Origin of the sequence: Bacteroides sp., from assembly GCF_019417265.1 — a bacterium.
Taxonomy (GTDB): domain Bacteria; phylum Bacteroidota; class Bacteroidia; order Bacteroidales; family Bacteroidaceae; genus Phocaeicola.
Map to the genome: position 1 here is coordinate 34,212 of NZ_DXVR01000011.1, position 15,703 is coordinate 49,914.

Consider the following 15,703-nt stretch of genomic DNA (forward strand, 5'->3'; position numbering starts at 1 on the left):
AATTGTTAATTATTAGTTAGCTTCGCTGACCTTCGGTTCATCAGAACGGATATCCGATAGCAAAATGCAACCCCATTCCGTCCTTGAACCGTGGAATATTGTAATACCCTTTCTTTCCTGTGTCGTATGGCACATGCAGGGCGATACCCAAGTCAAGTCTGAGGACGAGAAAATCCAGGTCATATCTTATTCCGGCTCCCGTTCCCAGTGCTATGCTGTCGAAGAAGCGGTTGAAGGTGAATTCAGCTCCGGAGCGTGCCGGGTCCTCTCTGAGGAGCCATACATTGCCCGCATCCAGAAAGACAGCACCGTTCAGACTTCCGCCTGCAAAGTTAGAGAATAATCTGAAACGATACTCCATATTCGCTTCAAGTTTTATGTCACCCGTCTGGTCCACATACGAGTACGTGTTATTCTCCGCCGGCCTGTATCGTCCCGGTCCGATGGAGCGGATGGTGAAGGCGCGGATACTGTTCGCCCCTCCCACATAGAACTGCTCCGTGTACGGTGCAATCGTCTTGTTCCCGTACGACCATATTATGCCGCCCATCGCCCTGAAAGCCAACTGATGAGTGCCGTTGAACCATAAAGTGTTTCTCACCTCCGATGAATACTTCAGGAACTGTGCGAACGGCGTTCCCAGCAGCTTCTTGTCCTTCTCCGTGAACTTCTGTCCGAAGGCGGCATATATCAGCGAAGTGACATTACCCGCACTTGTCAGCGAGTTTTCCCACCACGTGCGGTTCCTGCGTTTGCGGAACGAATTGTCGAACGTCACTGTATATGACTGCGACGGGATGAACTGGTCGCTCAGACTGTAGAACAGCATAGGGTTCCGGGCCGCTATCTGATTGAACTCCTCCGTACTGTTCTGCAGCGTGTTGAACGCCAGGTTCAGCGGAGTCACCGAGTGCTTCATGCTCCTTTTCGGCTGGAAACTGTACGACACCGTTCCTCCGAACGACAGCATCTTGAAGTACCGCGCGCGGTTTATCTGCTCGGCATACACCTTGAAGTTAGTGTTCGACGGAAAGCGGAACGGGTCAATCCTGTCCTTCAGCCACGGCAGCACGATGCGCGGAAATTCCAGCGACAGAGCCGCCCCAAGCTCATACGAGTTCATCACCGAGCTTCGTCCGTCCACCGTTGAGCTTGTCTGCCATTCATACGAGCCTTTCACCTCAAGATTCAGCGAGGCCCCCATACGCATAAAGTTCTTCCTCGACAGATTGAACTTCGCTCCCGGCCCCGTCTGTTTCGTATCCTTCGTCGTGAGGTTGAACTCCAGCTCGCTGTCATACGGCAGGTCGAACATCGAGTTCACCTTGATGTCGAGAGTGTCCGATTCCCCACGCGGAACGTACCGGAACTCATTGAACTTGAACACCCCGAGCCTTGCCAGCGCCTCCTGCGTGTAGTTCTGCCTTGTGAGCGAATACGTCTCGCCGCTTCTGTAGATAAATCTTTTCCTCAGCACTCCGTATTTCAGCTCCGGTTTCTTGCCGAAGTAATGCACCGTAAAGTCCCTGGCGCAGATAGAGTCCTCCGGCTGCTCCCCGTTGCAGCCTATCAGCCTGACCTCCGTCGTCCCAATCACGTACGGCTTCTTCGCCTCCTTCGGGATATTCGCAGCCGGCACAATCTTCAGGTTCACGTACCCCGACCGCATCAGAGTGTCGGCAAGGAAAGAGATATACTCCCCACGGAAGAAATAATATCCGTTGTCCTTGAAGAGGTTCACGAGCCTTTCGCGCTCGCTGTTCAGAAGCGTCACGTCGAAATTCCGGTTGCTTCTCACGAGCCTCTCGTCGAAATGCTTTCTGATAATCCTGTCCGCACGTTCCGGAAATCCCTCGTACGTCACCGTATCTATAAGGTACGGCCGTCCCATGCTGATCTCATAGCTCAGCTTCACGGCCCTCGGATTTTTTGTGCTGTCCACGCTGTACGTCACGTTTCCGTCGAAATATCCGTAGTCCTTCAGCAGGTTCGATGCAATCTTCGTACGTGTTTCCGGATTGACGGACGACACCGTTACGGGCGTGGCTGCCAGCTTGCGGAAAATCCATCTGCCAAGTCCTTTCTCGTATTTCCGGAAATTGTTGTAAACCCACAGTCCGAAGGGGATGGGAATACGATGTCCGGCGCTGCCGAAGAAAGAGTTGTTCGGAGCCACACTGACGGCTGCAGTTACTTCTTCCAGTGTTTTCTCTCCATTTTCGCTTATGTCTTTTTCGTTCACGTGTATATCCTTTATACCCGTATATAAGGTTTCACCTTCAGGCAGATTCTTTGTGGTGGAACATCCGGCAATTACGGTCACGACAACCAATAATCCAAGTATGTTATTTATTTTCATTTTCATTTACTTTTTCTTCTGTGTCATTAACCTTTTTCTTTTTCCTCCGGAATACAAACAAATCCTTTATCCGGCTCACCTTCTTCTTCAGCACTATACCGGCACCCGTTTCCGTCACTTCGCCTTCCAGAACATTCGCATACTTCTTGTCGTGGAAGAGCTTCACGTATCTCGTGCCGCTATTGTCGAGCCTGTATTCCAGCGATATATTGTCTATGAACGACTCGTCCCTCACCGCGGCATTTCCCGTAGAGATTTTACCCCCTATCACCACACGCACCCGGTTGTTCCAAAAACGTTTCGCAAACCGGAAGTTATAGTCCGTCCTCTGGTCGCCCGTCTCCGTGGCGTTTGTCGTTTCCATGCCCACACTCAGGTCGATAGTTTTCAGCGCATTACCCGCTATATTGTTTATCTGTCCCTGCAGATACGAGTTCAGTGCACTGTTCGCGTCAAGTTTCGCCGTCGAGCTGTCCGAGATATACATCCCCGTCGCGAGCATAGTCACCGCCGCCTTGTTCTTCTGCGAGGCCGACATCGCCGCCAGTTCGTTCTGCATCGAGCCGTCCTCCGGAGCGTCGATGGTAAATGCGAACCCAAGGTTGCTCAGCCTGTCCGTTATGCTCACACCCACGTCGAAGCCCACCATCCTTGCCGCCTGACCTTCCTGAGTGACGGAAGTCCTCATCCTCTCATACGCCCGGATGTTCAGTCGCGGGTCCGTCACATTCCCCGTCCACTCTATATAACTTCCTTCCCTTATCTTGAATGTCTTCAGCGGGATGACCGGCATTTCGTATTTCATCTCTCCGCTCATCAGCGAGTACCGTCCGTTCAGAAGCATGTTCCCGTCCGGCGTGTACCGGAAAGCCAGGTCGCCCCCGCCTTCCACACGCATATAGTTCGAGCCGCTCTCGTTGATATCCACCTTACACTGCACCGCCTGGTCTATATGCAGATTCACCAGCATGTCGATACCTCCCGGACGCATCTCCCGGGGCGGTTTCCTCCGTGCAGCCGCCGTGTCCGCAAAGTTCACGAAAGTCACCGTCTCCGCCAGCCTGTCCTCCACCGTCAGCGGCGATTCGCGCAGCACGTAAGTAAAGTCGCTGCTGCCGAGTATATTCGCACCGCCGCGCACAGATATCGCGTCCGGCGTACCCTTAATAGTAGTATTCAGGTCGATATACATCTTTCCGTACACCATCGACGTGCGGTTCTTCCTCGCGTTGAACACCTCGAAGTTGCGTGCCGTCATTTTCAGGTCCGTCCGCATATTGCCCATGTCTGCAAAGTCGATGCTTCCGTCTATCACGTAAGGATTCTTCCCTCTCGAGAAGATGCTGTATTTGTCGAACACCAGCTTGTTGTCTGTCACCGTTATCGGCTTATCCTCCAGCCTCAGGTTCACCGAAGCCATAGGAATAAACACGTTCACGCTGTCCGTAGCCAGCCGTCCGTTTATGACAGGACTGTCCGTCGGGCCTTCCACTGTGATTTCTCCTCCGGCATACCCTTTCAGCCGGGCCATATCCTCCGGAACAAAAGCCCCTGCCATCTCCAAAGGGAAACGCATCAGCCGCATATGTGCGCTTATTCTGTCTTTCTCTTCGTCCGAAGCCGCCGCTCTGTACCGGCCGTTTATCTCAGCCAATGTGCTGCCGTTTCTGGTTATATATCCGTCCACATGATGTCCGCCGTTCTCCATCGGCAGATAGACTCCGCTCATAGTCCAGTCGCCAAGCGGCTTGCCGGAATAAGCCGGTCTGCTGATGTCTGTTTCGATTGCAGTCATGAACATGTTTTCTTTCTGCTGAACATAATGAGCCTCGGCGCTGATAACTCCTTCTACAGGCGGCATATAAGGGATAATGCGTTTGAGCTCACCTATATCAATACGGTTTACACTTACAGTTATATCCTGCAGCGACGTAGAATCCGGAACTGAATATATCTGCAGCCCCGTTCCTTTTTCATCGTACAGCCTCATGTCGGCATGTATCCTGCCATTGTCGCTCAGGAATATATAGTTATCCTTGTTCAGCCGGAATTTCCTGTAAACCAGGACAGGCTCTTCAGGCAGCACGTGCAGGCTTATACCATTGTCGCGCAGCACAGCTTCCAGTCCTATCAGTGCCCCGGTCCGGTTCCGGGCGTCGGCGTATTTCACCATCATTCGTGCGCTGCCGTCGTAGATACCTCCGTCCAGTGATATGCCGAAATGACTATTCGGCGAAGCCAACCGGCCAACCGGCGAAGCCAAAGCCTCCTGCCGGTCCGTGTGGTCAGCCTTCACTCCCCCTGTAAGAATTATGCCTGTCGAGTCCTGCACCGCGCGGAACGTAATTGTATCCAGACGCAGACTGTCAGTGTGCAGACCGTACAGATAAGCTGAACTGTTTATTCCCTTTGCCGGGGAAGTATTAAGCGAGGCATAAAGTCTGCTGAAACCTATCGGCTTTGCCGATTTGAAAATTCCACTCATCCCAAGAATATTCACAAACAGATTGTCATCGCCCGCCGTCAGCCTGAACGATGTTTCCGGCAGCAAAGCACGCAGAGTGTCAAGGTTCAATGTCCTGCTTTCCCACTGCCCGGCAGCAAGAGCAGATATTTTTGTCAGTCTGTCAGTCACCTTGTCTATGCCCCCTGTAGTCCTGAGAAGCATTGTCATATCCCCCGAGTTGATGTACGAGCGCAGAGAATCCTCCGTCATGCTCACCCCGAAGTTCAAATCCTTAGTCTTGAAAGTCTTTTTATCAGTACTGAATCTGATATTGTTTATGCCGACCTTAGCCTGATGCCTGTTCCGCATATCCGTACGCGCATCGATGTCTATAACCTGTGCTGTTTTCAATGGTTCGGCCACAAGTCCCAGACCATGCAAATCCAGACGCCTGATGTCCGTACGCATCCGTGCCGCTATATTGTTGCTTGAAATATCAGCGTCAAGTATTGAGCCTATCTCCATCATGTTGTCATTGATATTGAAAGCTGCATACGCTTTGCCGTCGGCAAGTCCGGCTTTCATATCAATTCCGGAGAAAGAATATCCGGCATACTCAAAATTGGAAACTCCTGCCTTTATATTCATCCTTGTGTCCGGCGAGAATATGTCAAACCCTCTCCCCTCTGCCGAAAGCGATGCCGTTACCCTGAGCAATGAACCGGATGGCAGGAAGTTATGTATATTCAGTTCCTTCAGCTCCATTCCGGCAAAGAAAGACTCTGTATCAGGTATAAATCCGGCTTTTATCTCAGCCTGTCCCTCACCCTGAGTGAGAACCAATGCCGCCGTCAGACTGTCGTTCCTCATGTCCGCACTGCCCTTTATGGCCATGTCTGCAGGTACTACCGCAGCCCCCGTCAGCGACTGTGCAAACCTCATGTCCGGGAAAATTCCATCCATATCAAGATGTGCCGCCGTCTTTGTACTGTCAGTCACATCGTCCAGCCATCCTTCCGCCGTCAGACAGACATGTCCGTCTATCTCCGCGCTGACTCCCGTTATTCTCATTCTGTTCAGGCTGCCGTCCACACCTGCACGTATCCGCACAGGTTCTGCCGGAAAGTCCTTCCTAAAGTCTTCAGGCATACCCGTCACGAAACGGAACAAATCGTTCTTGCCTATATCAGCCATTATCCCGGCCGAGATGCTGCCATCATTGTTTATCTGCGATATGTTCCACCCCGCGCCGGCCTGTACCGAGAGATAAGAATCAGCGGTCCTCAGCTCCAGCCCCGATACCTCAATCCGTTCGTCATCGGCCGTCACCACCCCTCCGCCGGATATGATTTCCAGTCCGGAGCGTTCTTTCATTCTGAGTTCCCTGATTTCTGCCTTTATCTCATTTCCGCAATAATATACAGAGTCCAGACCAATATTCAGCCCCTCTATGGCGATGTGTGACGGATCAAACCCTTCCGCCGGCTGTTTACCGCCCGACGCATAACCGGCCGACGAGTTCCTGATTCTGAACCTTTGTATAGAATACGCCTCTTTCCGCAGGTCCACAAGACCTTCCGTCAGTGCGGCCGAACCTATATTTACTCCCATCCTCACGCTGTCAAGAGGCATACTGAGGTTTATTTCCACATTTTCCAGATCGGCCTCGTGCAGCATAAACTGCCGGTACAGCGGCTCTCCGGCAGTGGTGTCTGCAGCAGCCGTGTCCGCCATACATATGTCCACGTGCGTATCTTTAAGAATAAATGAGTTTACAGCAGCCGTCCCGGGAGACAATGCAACCCCGTGCGATTCCAGATACAGCTCTCCCAGTTCGCCTTTAAGGCTGAGTCCGGATATCATATCCCCGGTGTTCAGAATGATTTTCTCCAGCCTGAAGGCATCTATTTCCACCTGTTTCCTCAGCAATGGCTTCATCTGAACCTTCAGGGTTATTCTCCCTGCACTGAGCAGAGTGTCTTTTTCCTGTACAGCCGAAACATTGTGTATATTCAGATTAAGGGGAATTTTTAAATCGACGAAGTCAACAGACAGCGATATCCTGCCTACGCTTATATCCATACCTGCTGCAGCCGAAGCCGCAGAAGCTGCTTTCCTGACTATGAACTCCTGCACAGGGGGGATATATATTAAAATTGATATTATTATGAATAGGGCGAAGGGGATGGATATTATAATCCCGCACCATTTTAAAAATTTCTTCATATCTATGTTTCTTTATGCTTGCGAATATACTAAAAAAATAACTATAAATGAATATAATTTGTTCAGGAAGTATATGATTAATAATAAATCCGTATCTTTGCAATGACTTACTTTTAAATATAACTTTATATAACTTATGAAACCAACATTATTTGTATTGGCAGCCGGTATGGGAAGCCGTTACGGTGGCCTTAAGCAGCTTGACGGACTTGGTCCAAGTGGGGAAACTATTATGGATTATTCAATCTTCGATGCAATCCGTGGCGGATTCGGTAAGATAGTATTCGTAATCCGCAAAGATTTCGAAGAAGATTTCCGTAAAATCGTTCTTAGCAAATATGAAAATCATATTCCGGTAGAAGTGGTATTCCAGGCATTGGACAACCTCCCGGCAGGATATACTTGTCCGGAAGGTCGTGTAAAACCTTGGGGTACAAACCACGCTGTTCTTATGGGTAAGGATGTTATCAAAGAACCATTTGCAGTAATCAATGCTGACGACTTCTATGGAAGAGACAGTTTCGCAGTTCTTGGCAAATATCTTTCAGAGCTTCCTGAAGGTTCAAAGAACGACTATTGCATGGTAGGTTTCCGCGTTGGTAACACTTTGTCTGAAAGTGGTTCTGTTGCACGCGGCGTTTGCTCTGCTAACGAAGAAGGTAACTTGACTACAGTAGTTGAACGTACTGAAATCATGCGTGTAGACGGAGTAGTAAGCTATAAGGATGAAAATGGCGAATGGGTAGGAATTGAAGATAACACTCCTGTTTCTATGAACATGTGGGGCTTCACTCCTGACTATTTCAAATATTCAGAAGACTACTTCACTGAATTCCTTGATGCAAACAAGGATAATCTGAAAGCAGAATACTTCATCCCATTGATGGTAAATAAACTTATCAATGAAAAGACTGCTAATGTTAAGGTTCTTGACACTACTTCTAAATGGTTCGGTGTAACTTATGCTGCTGACCGTCAGAGTGTAGTTGATAAGATTCAGGCATTGGTTGATGCTGGTGAATATCCTTCTAAATTGTTCTGATAAACAATTTTACAGTATAAATAAAAAGCGTATTACCACGAAAGAGGTAATACGCTTTTTATTTATAGAATTTGCAGAACTTTATTTCTAAATGAAAAGTAAAAATATAAATGTTATTTTCAGATGGCTATTTTAAACAGTGTTTACTTTATTATTATGAACTAAAACTTTAGAATATACCCATCTGCATCCTTAAATGCGTTACATTGTTCGAGATACTTACGTGTGGACTCGAAATCATCTCCTTGGATTTTAGCACTGAATTGTCTTACTCGAGAAATAGCTCTGATTAGGATACTCGGATCATTTCTACGAGTCAATCTACGAAGCGCATTAAGATAATCCTCTCTGAATACAGTTGGAATAATGATTTTCGACTGTTCAGCAGCTACCAACTCTGCATTCATCATAATTCTGGAAATACGGCCATTCCCATCAGCAAAAGGATGTATCTCACTAATCATAAAAAGCATGAAGATGGACTTTGCAAAGGCGTTATCCAGTGCCTGATAATATTCAAAACCTTTTCTGAGTGTTCCTCTAACGAGTGTACAGTTCACAAAATGAGTGTCACCTGCATGATTGTTTTGCATTTTGAACATGCCGGGATTTTTGTCAGGACGAGCGGCCATCATTATACGATGTCTGTCTTGAAGAATGTCTATCAGTTCATCTGATGTCGAAGGAACTCGTTTCATCTCTCTGCGGCTTGCCACAATTTGAAAAGTCCCAAGGACATCGTGGGAATCTGCATTGCGTGCCGGTAGTGGCTGACCTGTCTCGATTATCTGTTTTGCGTCCTCGATTTCAAACTCTGTACCTTCAATATAATTGGAAAAGTAACTTTCAAAAAAGGCAAAATTTCGGAATGCAGATGTCTCTACGTTGGGTTCATCAATAGTTTCAAAGGGTTGGTTATGCAATGCTTCAAACAGGATTCCAAGGAGCTTGACACGCTCGGCATCAAATGGTTCACCGCTTGCTCTGGCCACTGCACCTGAAGATGTTAATACTGAAATAGGCCTTGTCAGTAATAACGCTCCAATGATAGAATTTAGTATGTTGAATTCTTCTTCCATACCAAGCTCATGTGAACATTCTCTTGCCCTATCCCTGAAATCGTTAAGTCCTTTTTCTCCATTAACTTGAAGATGTCTTTCCAAGTAGCTTTCTATATCTGTACGTGGTAAACATTTAGAAACACCACTTCGGGCACGACTTATCTGTAAATTCTCTAATGTTCTTCGTTCGGCACTTGATATATACAAATTCTCTATGAAAGGCATGTCACGTTTACCACCACCTGTTCCTTCAATTAAATGAACCTTTAAGCCTGGAAGCCTTACGTTTTTTGTATAATTGTAAGTGAGATAAATATCTCCTTCCTCTGTTGGTTTTAATTCAAAAGCACTTCTATGACTAATTACAGCATGAGGAAATAAGAAGCCTAATATACGAAAAACATTACGTCTGACTATTTCATCCAACGAATCGTTCATGTTTGTGGTATATACTTTTGATGTTATTTTACGAATAATACCTTCATTGACCATTTTCTTCCTTTGGCTTTCACTCATATCTATGCCTGCAAAAAGAACCTCTGAAATATTAAGTGCTATACTCATATGTTTAATTAAATAGATGTTTTGTTACAAAAGTAGTAAATAATATAGTCAATAAAAGTAATTTAGACCATTTTTAGTATGATAAGAGGCTTTCTACAACCATTTTTAGTATTTTAAGGGCTATGTTTATAAATAATGTCCCATCATTCTCAAATTTGAGATTGATAGGGCTATTATATGTAGTAAGACTTAAAAATTAATTCTATGCTTATTTCACTTTGATATTGAACACCGGCTGCTGTTTCTGGGTATCCATCGGTACGGCACGGTATTTCACTTTGCTGAAATCTATATCCTTCAGGTCTATACTTCTTATAGCACTGTTATACATCGTTCGGAAGTAAATCTTCAGATTGTTCATGTCTGTGGCCGAAGTCCATTGTGTGGCACTTGGTATATTTACCGGAACCTGTCCGCGTGCGAATTCTATACCTACGGGGATGTCAAAATTGTTCAGAATCTGAAAACCTTGCAGTACGGTTTCTTCAGATGTTTCCTGTACAGGCGCTGTAGCCTGATAGAAAGCTGCTTTTACAAATCGTGACGGAGGAGTTACATCACCAGGAATACCAAGAAATCCGCTACCGGCTCCGAACTGTGAAAGCTCAGTCTCGCCAAGTTTCTGCGAAGGAGCAGAACCCGGGAAGAGATTTACATAATTGTTCAGATTTGTCATCTGCCATTTGAAGTCAGGTGAGTTAGTCAATACTCCTAACTCGTTTTCATAGAAAACTGGCTTGCCGTCTATAATTTCCAGAACAATTTGTCTTCCTGTAGTATCCGCAAACCTCCAATGCACAGTTGAGGCTCTCGGGTCTATTGCAATAACGTGAATCTTGCTTATTGCATCTTTCACATCTTTCACAGTGGCACATTCTCCGAGAATCCATGAAACTAACTGCAAGTCGGCAATGCTCTCTTCCTTGTTTGCCGCATTATAATCTTCATACTTGCCATATTTAGGGAAGTAGAACAGTCCGGCAGACAACCCTTTCTCGTTAAGTCCTTCTGCTATAAACTCCTTTTGCTCCACAGCCAATCCCACATACCCGTATTTTGCGGTGAATTTCATTCCGTCAATACCTCCCGGAACATATGATTGTGCAGTATATCCCCTTGGAACTATAACATACTGGCTGTTGAGGTCGCTTCCTCCCCATTCAATGGTTCTCGCAAGGATTTTAGTGCTGTCTTTTGCTGTCAGAGTTATGCCTGTGCAGGCATTTGCATTGTTCGTGCCTGCTGCTATCATTGCAGTTGCAAGGCACATCGTAAGAATTTGTTTTTTCATAAACCAAGAATGTCTTTATCTTTAATCCTAAAAACAACAGAAGTGATACTTTTGTTGCTTATATCCTCAAAATTAAAGACTTTGTTGATAAAAATCAAGCATTCCCTATGAAAAAAACATCTTAGTCCAGCATCTTTCCTTTTTTCTTTTTCCAGAATATGATATGTTTAGGACTTCCGATAATCTGTGATGTGTATATACCCGTATGCCCGGAAAACATGTATGCAGTTACACAGGCTATTCCTATATATACAGCTGCATCTGCTCCGAACAGCTCGATTCCCATAAGCGTGCAGGCTATAGGAGTGTTGGTTGCTCCGGCAAAAACGGCCACGAAACCTATTCCGGCGAGGAATGATACGTGCAGAGGCAGTATTGCGGACAATGCGCTTCCAAATGTCGCACCGACGAAGAATAGGGGGGTGACCTCACCGCCTTTGAATCCTACTCCGATAGTAAATGTAGTAAGGAGGATTTTCAGCAGAAAGTCATACCACATCTGTACCTCACTGAATGACGCTACAATGGTAGGGACACCAAGACCGATATATTTGGTTGTTCCCAACAGATAAACACTCAGTGCTATGAAAATACCTCCTATGAAAGGACGCAAAGGAGGGTATGATATATACTTTTTTGCCAGACCTCCCCAAATCTCAATGAACCGTGAGAAAGTCATTGCAGCAATTCCGAAAAGAATACTTGCCGCAAGAACCAGCAGCAATGTCTGTATGTTTATGTCCGGAGTCTGACTTATGCAGTAATGAGTGTGGGCTATTCCCCATGCGTGGCAGGTCAGGTTGGCGAAGAAAGCCGAAAGGAAAACAGGTAGTATGGCGTCGTATCTCAGTCTTCCCACTATGATGACCTCAAGAGCGAAAACAGCCCCTGCAAGCGGAGTTCCGAAGATAGATGCAAATCCGGCTCCTATACCTATCTGAATCATAATTTTCCTGTCGTAAGGGTGCATTTTGAACAGACGGGACATGAAATCGGCTATCGCTCCTCCCATTTGCACTCCTGTACCTTCGCGACCGGCAGAACCTCCGAACAGATGTGTCAGCACCGTACCTATATAAACCAACGGAGCCATCTTGAACGGGATTATGTTTCTTGAAGAGCGTATCTCCTCTATCAGAAAATTATTACCTTTGGCCGCTGTACCTGCCAGATAATGATACATCAGTCCTATAGCCAAACCTCCCAACGGAAGAAGTGCTATTATCCAAAGGTTATTTTCACGATAGTCTGTAGCCCGGTTTAGTGATGCCAGCAGTAATGCCGATGCCGAGCCAATCAATGCACCGGCCACTGCCCCTATTACAGTCCATTTTAGCAGATACCATAATATAGGCAGCTGTTCCGTTTTATTTCCAATCCAGGTAATGTTTTTGTCAAGTCTCATCTTTTTGCGAAATCAAATTGTGGTGCAAAGTTAATTCAAATGAGTTGTTTATCCACCATTCGCAACAGAATGATTATTCATTACCCTTCAAATTTTTTACAAAATCAGTAGGCAGTATGCCGAATTGCTTCTGGAAGCATTTTGCAAAATACGATGATGAACTGAATCCCACTATATAAGTTATTTCAGAAATCCTGTATTTGCCTTCCGCCAACAGTTTTGCGGCAGTTTTCAGCCAGATAAAATGGTATAATAAACATAAGAATAAGTATGACACAGACCGGTGACCTGCTTCATAATGCCCTTGCATAGAGAATGAACAATACGCTAAAAAACGGATGCCTCTTCAATGATGGAAATCTGAGCTCTGAACAGGCACAGGAAACTATAAGTAAGTTCATTGAAATGTACAATAATGCTAGACCACATAAGGCACTTGGAATGAAAACTCTCAATGGAGATACTGACAGGAAAACGCTTCGTCATTTTGATTAAAACGTTTCGTCGTTTTAATCAAAATGACGAAGCGTTTGAAGTATGGGTATATGGAGCTAAGTGAAATGGAATAAATAGGTAAAAACTCCTTTCTAATGTTTTCGTTTTGTTTTTATATATTGTAATTTTAAGTCGTCTTTGTATTTAGAATATAATAATAGATTTAGAAAACGTAAATATATGAGAGAGGCATTTATAAAACTTCATCTGTCTGTTCTGTTGGCAGGAGGAACGGGAGTATTCGGAAAACTGATTACGCTGAACGAATTTATGTTGGTGTGGTACAGGTTGTTATTGGCTGCAATATTATTTTATTTTGTGCTTAAGATTTCCGGTAGTCTTAAGAAGGTGGGGCGAAAAGACATTCTTAAGATTGGCCTTGTAGGTACTTTGTTGGCTTTGCACTGGGTGTTCTTTTATGCAAGTATCAAGTTCTCGAATGTTTCTATCGGGGTGGTATGTCTGTCGCTGATGAGTTTTTTCACGGCGATTTTTGAACCTGTTATAAACAGAAAACGAATCTCTGTAAAGGAGATCGCTTTCAGTCTGATTGCTGTAGTGGGAATAGTTCTGATATTCCACTTTGATACGAGATATAGGACTGGTGTCCTGTTGGGGATGATATCGTCGGCATTGGCTTCATTGTTTACTATTATGAACAAGAAAGTGTCTGTCAATTATTCTTCAGGAACAATGTTGCTGTACGAAATGTGTGGCGGATTTGTAGGGCTGACGGTTTTAATGCCGATATACAGTTATTGCTTTAATACGGATTTTGTAATACCGGGAACAACGGACTTGTGTTACCTGTTGGCATTGGCTTCTGTATGTACGGTTTGTCTGTATATATTGCAGATTCAGGTTCTGAAGGTTATATCGGCTTTTACGGTTAATCTGAGTTATAATCTTGAACCTATATACAGTATTATATTGGCTATGATATTGTTTGATGAGGGGCATTATCTGGATAGTAGTTTCTATTTGGGATTGCTGCTGATATTGTTCTCTGTAGTCTTACAGTCAATGGATGCGTTTATAAGGAATAGGGCTTTGTGAATTTATAAAATGTAAAGATTGTGTTATGAGAAAATTTTATCTGATTTTTTATTGGGCGTTATTTCTGTCTGTGGCTTTGCCGCACATTCGGGAAATACGGAAATAATGGATTTGAAAGGGAAATGGAATTTCTCGTTTGATAATAAGACGTATGATGATGAGTTGATTCTTCCCGGAACTACTGATACGAACAGGAAGGGAAAGGTGAATGAAAACAGAAATGAAACGACTTTCCTGTCAAGATATTATAAGTTTTAAAGTAAGGTATGGTATAGTAAGGATGTCGTGATATCTGAGAAATGGGGTGGTAAGAGTTTGTGTTTTTCCTCTTATGGTATATACTGCGATGGATGTGGAGGAATGGAGGCGTTACTTCAGAATATGAAAGGAGTATGGTATAAATCATTGAAGATTTTATTTATAGTGTCCGCCGAAGGCTTGTTTCGATACTGCCGATTTTGAAAGTATTTTCATTCAGCTGGAAATGCCTATATGGGGAAGTTTCAATAAGGAGTCTAAAGAATTGATGGACTTCCTGATAAATGACGATATGGCTATACAGAATGAATATAGTAATTATGCTTCGTTTGTGCTGTTCCAGGTACGGCTGACTTGATGAAAGTGGTACCTGAAATTGATTTAAAGGAGATTATTTCTCATTCTGAAAGTAAAAATGTGGGAATAATACTTTGGGCAGGTTATCTGGCTTTCGATAAAGATATGGATAACGTATGTAATCATTATGCGGCTATGGGGGTGAAAGGATTCAAGATTGACTTTATGGACAGGGATGACCAGATAGCTGTTGATTTTAATAAAAGGGCTGCGGAAACCGGTGCGAAATATAAGCTTCTTATCGACCTGCATGGAACATTCAAGCCTACAGGATTGCAGAGAATATATCCTAATACTATCAACTTCGAGGGGGGACATGGCCTGGAAGAACTGAAATGGGCCAAGGAAGGTACTGATCAGGTGACATATGATGTGACTTTCCCGTTTATAAGAATGGTGGCTGGGCCTGTAGACTATACTCAGGGGGCTATGGTGAATGCCAATAAGGAGAACTTCAGGGCTATCTATACTGAACCTATGAGCCAGGGTACAAGGTGCAGACAGTTGGCTGAATATGTGATATTTGAATCTCCACTGAATATGTTGTGTGATTCTCCGACTAACTATGAAAAAGAGCAGGAGTGTACATCATTCATTGCTGATGTTCCTACTGTATGGAATGAAGCTCGTCCTTTGCAGGCAAAGATTGGTGAGTGTATAGTAATGGCACGTATGAATGGCGATGTGTGGTATGTTGGTGGTCTTACTAACTGGAAAGAACGTGAAGTGAAGGTTGATTTCTCTTTCCTTGGTGATGGTGAATATGACGTAGTGTTGTTTAGAGATGGTATCAATTCGGACTTGGTGGCTAAAGACTATAAGAAGGAAACGCTTGTGGTTAATAGAAAGTCTGTAGCAGATGTAAAAATGTACAGTGGCGGTGGCTTTATAATGAAAGTTACTAAAAAATAATACGATTGATTGTAGGCAGCATAAGCTTCTTGTACTTGTGCTGCTTATATTATAATGTATATTATATTACTGTTGAAATATAAATGAAAAAGGTAATATAAAAATAGTTACTGTTTATGAGTTGATTTTCAGTATATTAAGTGGTGTCGTAAAAATTTTCTTGAAAAAAGTTGTATAAAGTATTGCAGGAATCAAAAAAGTGCGTACCTTTGCATCCGCAATCGAAAATAA

Annotated in this window: 11 protein-coding genes and 1 pseudogene; 6 read left to right on the forward strand and 6 right to left on the reverse strand. The window is 44.6% G+C overall.

Annotation, left to right across the window (positions count from 1 at the left end; translation table 11 throughout):
- Positions 1-40: 40 nt before the first annotated feature.
- Together QZ379_RS02770 and QZ379_RS02775 are read right to left on the reverse strand one after the other, a co-directional pair.
- Entirely contained in the window at positions 41-2,365 is a 2,325-nt protein-coding gene (locus QZ379_RS02770) for a BamA/TamA family outer membrane protein (protein ID WP_291558115.1), read from the reverse strand.
- Positions 2,346-7,031, reverse strand: coding sequence for a translocation/assembly module TamB domain-containing protein (locus QZ379_RS02775; RefSeq protein WP_291558118.1), 4,686 nt, complete (start codon positions 7,029-7,031; stop codon positions 2,346-2,348). Before QZ379_RS02775 ends, QZ379_RS02770 begins: the two co-directional genes overlap by 20 nt.
- Before the next feature lie 136 nt (positions 7,032-7,167).
- Here QZ379_RS02775 and QZ379_RS02780 point away from each other — a divergent pair, with 136 nt between their 5' ends.
- Positions 7,168-8,073, forward strand: a complete 906-nt coding sequence (locus tag QZ379_RS02780) for a nucleotidyltransferase (protein ID WP_291558122.1) — start codon at positions 7,168-7,170, stop codon at positions 8,071-8,073.
- A gap of 161 nt (positions 8,074-8,234) precedes the next feature.
- Here the strand turns inward: QZ379_RS02780 and QZ379_RS02785 are convergent, their stop codons facing one another.
- From QZ379_RS02785 to QZ379_RS12720, 4 genes are all read right to left on the reverse strand, one after another.
- Positions 8,235-9,698 (reverse strand): Fic family protein, encoded by a 1,464-nt coding sequence (locus tag QZ379_RS02785; protein ID WP_291558125.1) that lies wholly within the window; start codon positions 9,696-9,698, stop codon positions 8,235-8,237.
- 208 nt (positions 9,699-9,906) lie between these two features.
- The gene (locus QZ379_RS02790) at positions 9,907-10,968 is read right to left on the reverse strand and encodes a choloylglycine hydrolase family protein (RefSeq protein ID WP_291558143.1); all 1,062 of its coding nucleotides are present in this window, start codon (positions 10,966-10,968) and stop codon (positions 9,907-9,909) included.
- Positions 10,969-11,110: 142 nt separating this feature from the next.
- A complete protein-coding gene (locus tag QZ379_RS02795) occupies positions 11,111-12,394 on the reverse strand; it encodes a voltage-gated chloride channel family protein (RefSeq protein ID WP_291558128.1) in 1,284 nt (427 codons plus the stop codon).
- A gap of 73 nt (positions 12,395-12,467) precedes the next feature.
- Positions 12,468-12,704, reverse strand: coding sequence for a helix-turn-helix domain-containing protein (locus QZ379_RS12720; protein WP_366933566.1), 237 nt, complete (start codon positions 12,702-12,704; stop codon positions 12,468-12,470).
- Between the two features lie 5 nt (positions 12,705-12,709).
- Here QZ379_RS12720 and QZ379_RS02800 point away from each other — a divergent pair, with 5 nt between their 5' ends.
- The 5 genes and pseudogenes from QZ379_RS02800 to QZ379_RS02820 all read left to right on the forward strand — a co-directional run.
- A complete protein-coding gene (locus QZ379_RS02800) occupies positions 12,710-12,889 on the forward strand; it encodes an integrase core domain-containing protein (protein WP_291558131.1) in 180 nt (59 codons plus the stop codon).
- A gap of 180 nt (positions 12,890-13,069) precedes the next feature.
- A complete protein-coding gene (locus QZ379_RS02805; RefSeq protein WP_291558134.1) occupies positions 13,070-13,945 on the forward strand; it encodes a DMT family transporter in 876 nt (291 codons plus the stop codon).
- A gap of 105 nt (positions 13,946-14,050) precedes the next feature.
- Positions 14,051-14,203, forward strand: coding sequence for a hypothetical protein (locus QZ379_RS02810; RefSeq protein ID WP_291558136.1), 153 nt, complete (start codon positions 14,051-14,053; stop codon positions 14,201-14,203).
- 226 nt (positions 14,204-14,429) lie between these two features.
- Positions 14,430-14,561, forward strand: a complete 132-nt coding sequence (locus QZ379_RS02815; RefSeq protein ID WP_291558139.1) for a hypothetical protein — start codon at positions 14,430-14,432, stop codon at positions 14,559-14,561.
- A pseudogene (locus tag QZ379_RS02820) lies at positions 14,537-15,472 on the forward strand (glycoside hydrolase family 97 catalytic domain-containing protein); the annotation flags it as partial. The gene QZ379_RS02815 and the pseudogene QZ379_RS02820, both read left to right, overlap by 25 nt.
- Positions 15,473-15,703: the final 231 nt, after the last annotated feature.

Excerpts from the sequence above, each read along its gene's own strand:
- QZ379_RS02770 (WP_291558115.1), bottom strand. The coding sequence starts at position 2,365 with ATGAAAATGAAAATAAATAACATACTTGGATTATTGGTTGTCGTGACC.
- QZ379_RS02775 (WP_291558118.1), bottom strand. The coding sequence starts at position 7,031 with ATGAAGAAATTTTTAAAATGGTGCGGGATTATAATATCCATCCCCTTC.
- QZ379_RS02780 (WP_291558122.1), top strand. The coding sequence starts at position 7,168 with ATGAAACCAACATTATTTGTATTGGCAGCCGGTATGGGAAGCCGTTAC.
- QZ379_RS02785 (WP_291558125.1), bottom strand. The coding sequence starts at position 9,698 with ATGAGTATAGCACTTAATATTTCAGAGGTTCTTTTTGCAGGCATAGAT.
- QZ379_RS02790 (WP_291558143.1), bottom strand. The coding sequence starts at position 10,968 with ATGTGCCTTGCAACTGCAATGATAGCAGCAGGCACGAACAATGCAAAT.
- QZ379_RS02795 (WP_291558128.1), bottom strand. The coding sequence starts at position 12,394 with ATGAGACTTGACAAAAACATTACCTGGATTGGAAATAAAACGGAACAG.
- QZ379_RS12720 (WP_366933566.1), bottom strand. The coding sequence starts at position 12,704 with ATGCAAGGGCATTATGAAGCAGGTCACCGGTCTGTGTCATACTTATTC.
- QZ379_RS02800 (WP_291558131.1), top strand. The coding sequence starts at position 12,710 with ATGAACAATACGCTAAAAAACGGATGCCTCTTCAATGATGGAAATCTG.
- QZ379_RS02805 (WP_291558134.1), top strand. The coding sequence starts at position 13,070 with ATGAGAGAGGCATTTATAAAACTTCATCTGTCTGTTCTGTTGGCAGGA.
- QZ379_RS02810 (WP_291558136.1), top strand. The coding sequence starts at position 14,051 with ATGGATTTGAAAGGGAAATGGAATTTCTCGTTTGATAATAAGACGTAT.
- QZ379_RS02815 (WP_291558139.1), top strand. The coding sequence starts at position 14,430 with ATGCCTATATGGGGAAGTTTCAATAAGGAGTCTAAAGAATTGATGGAC.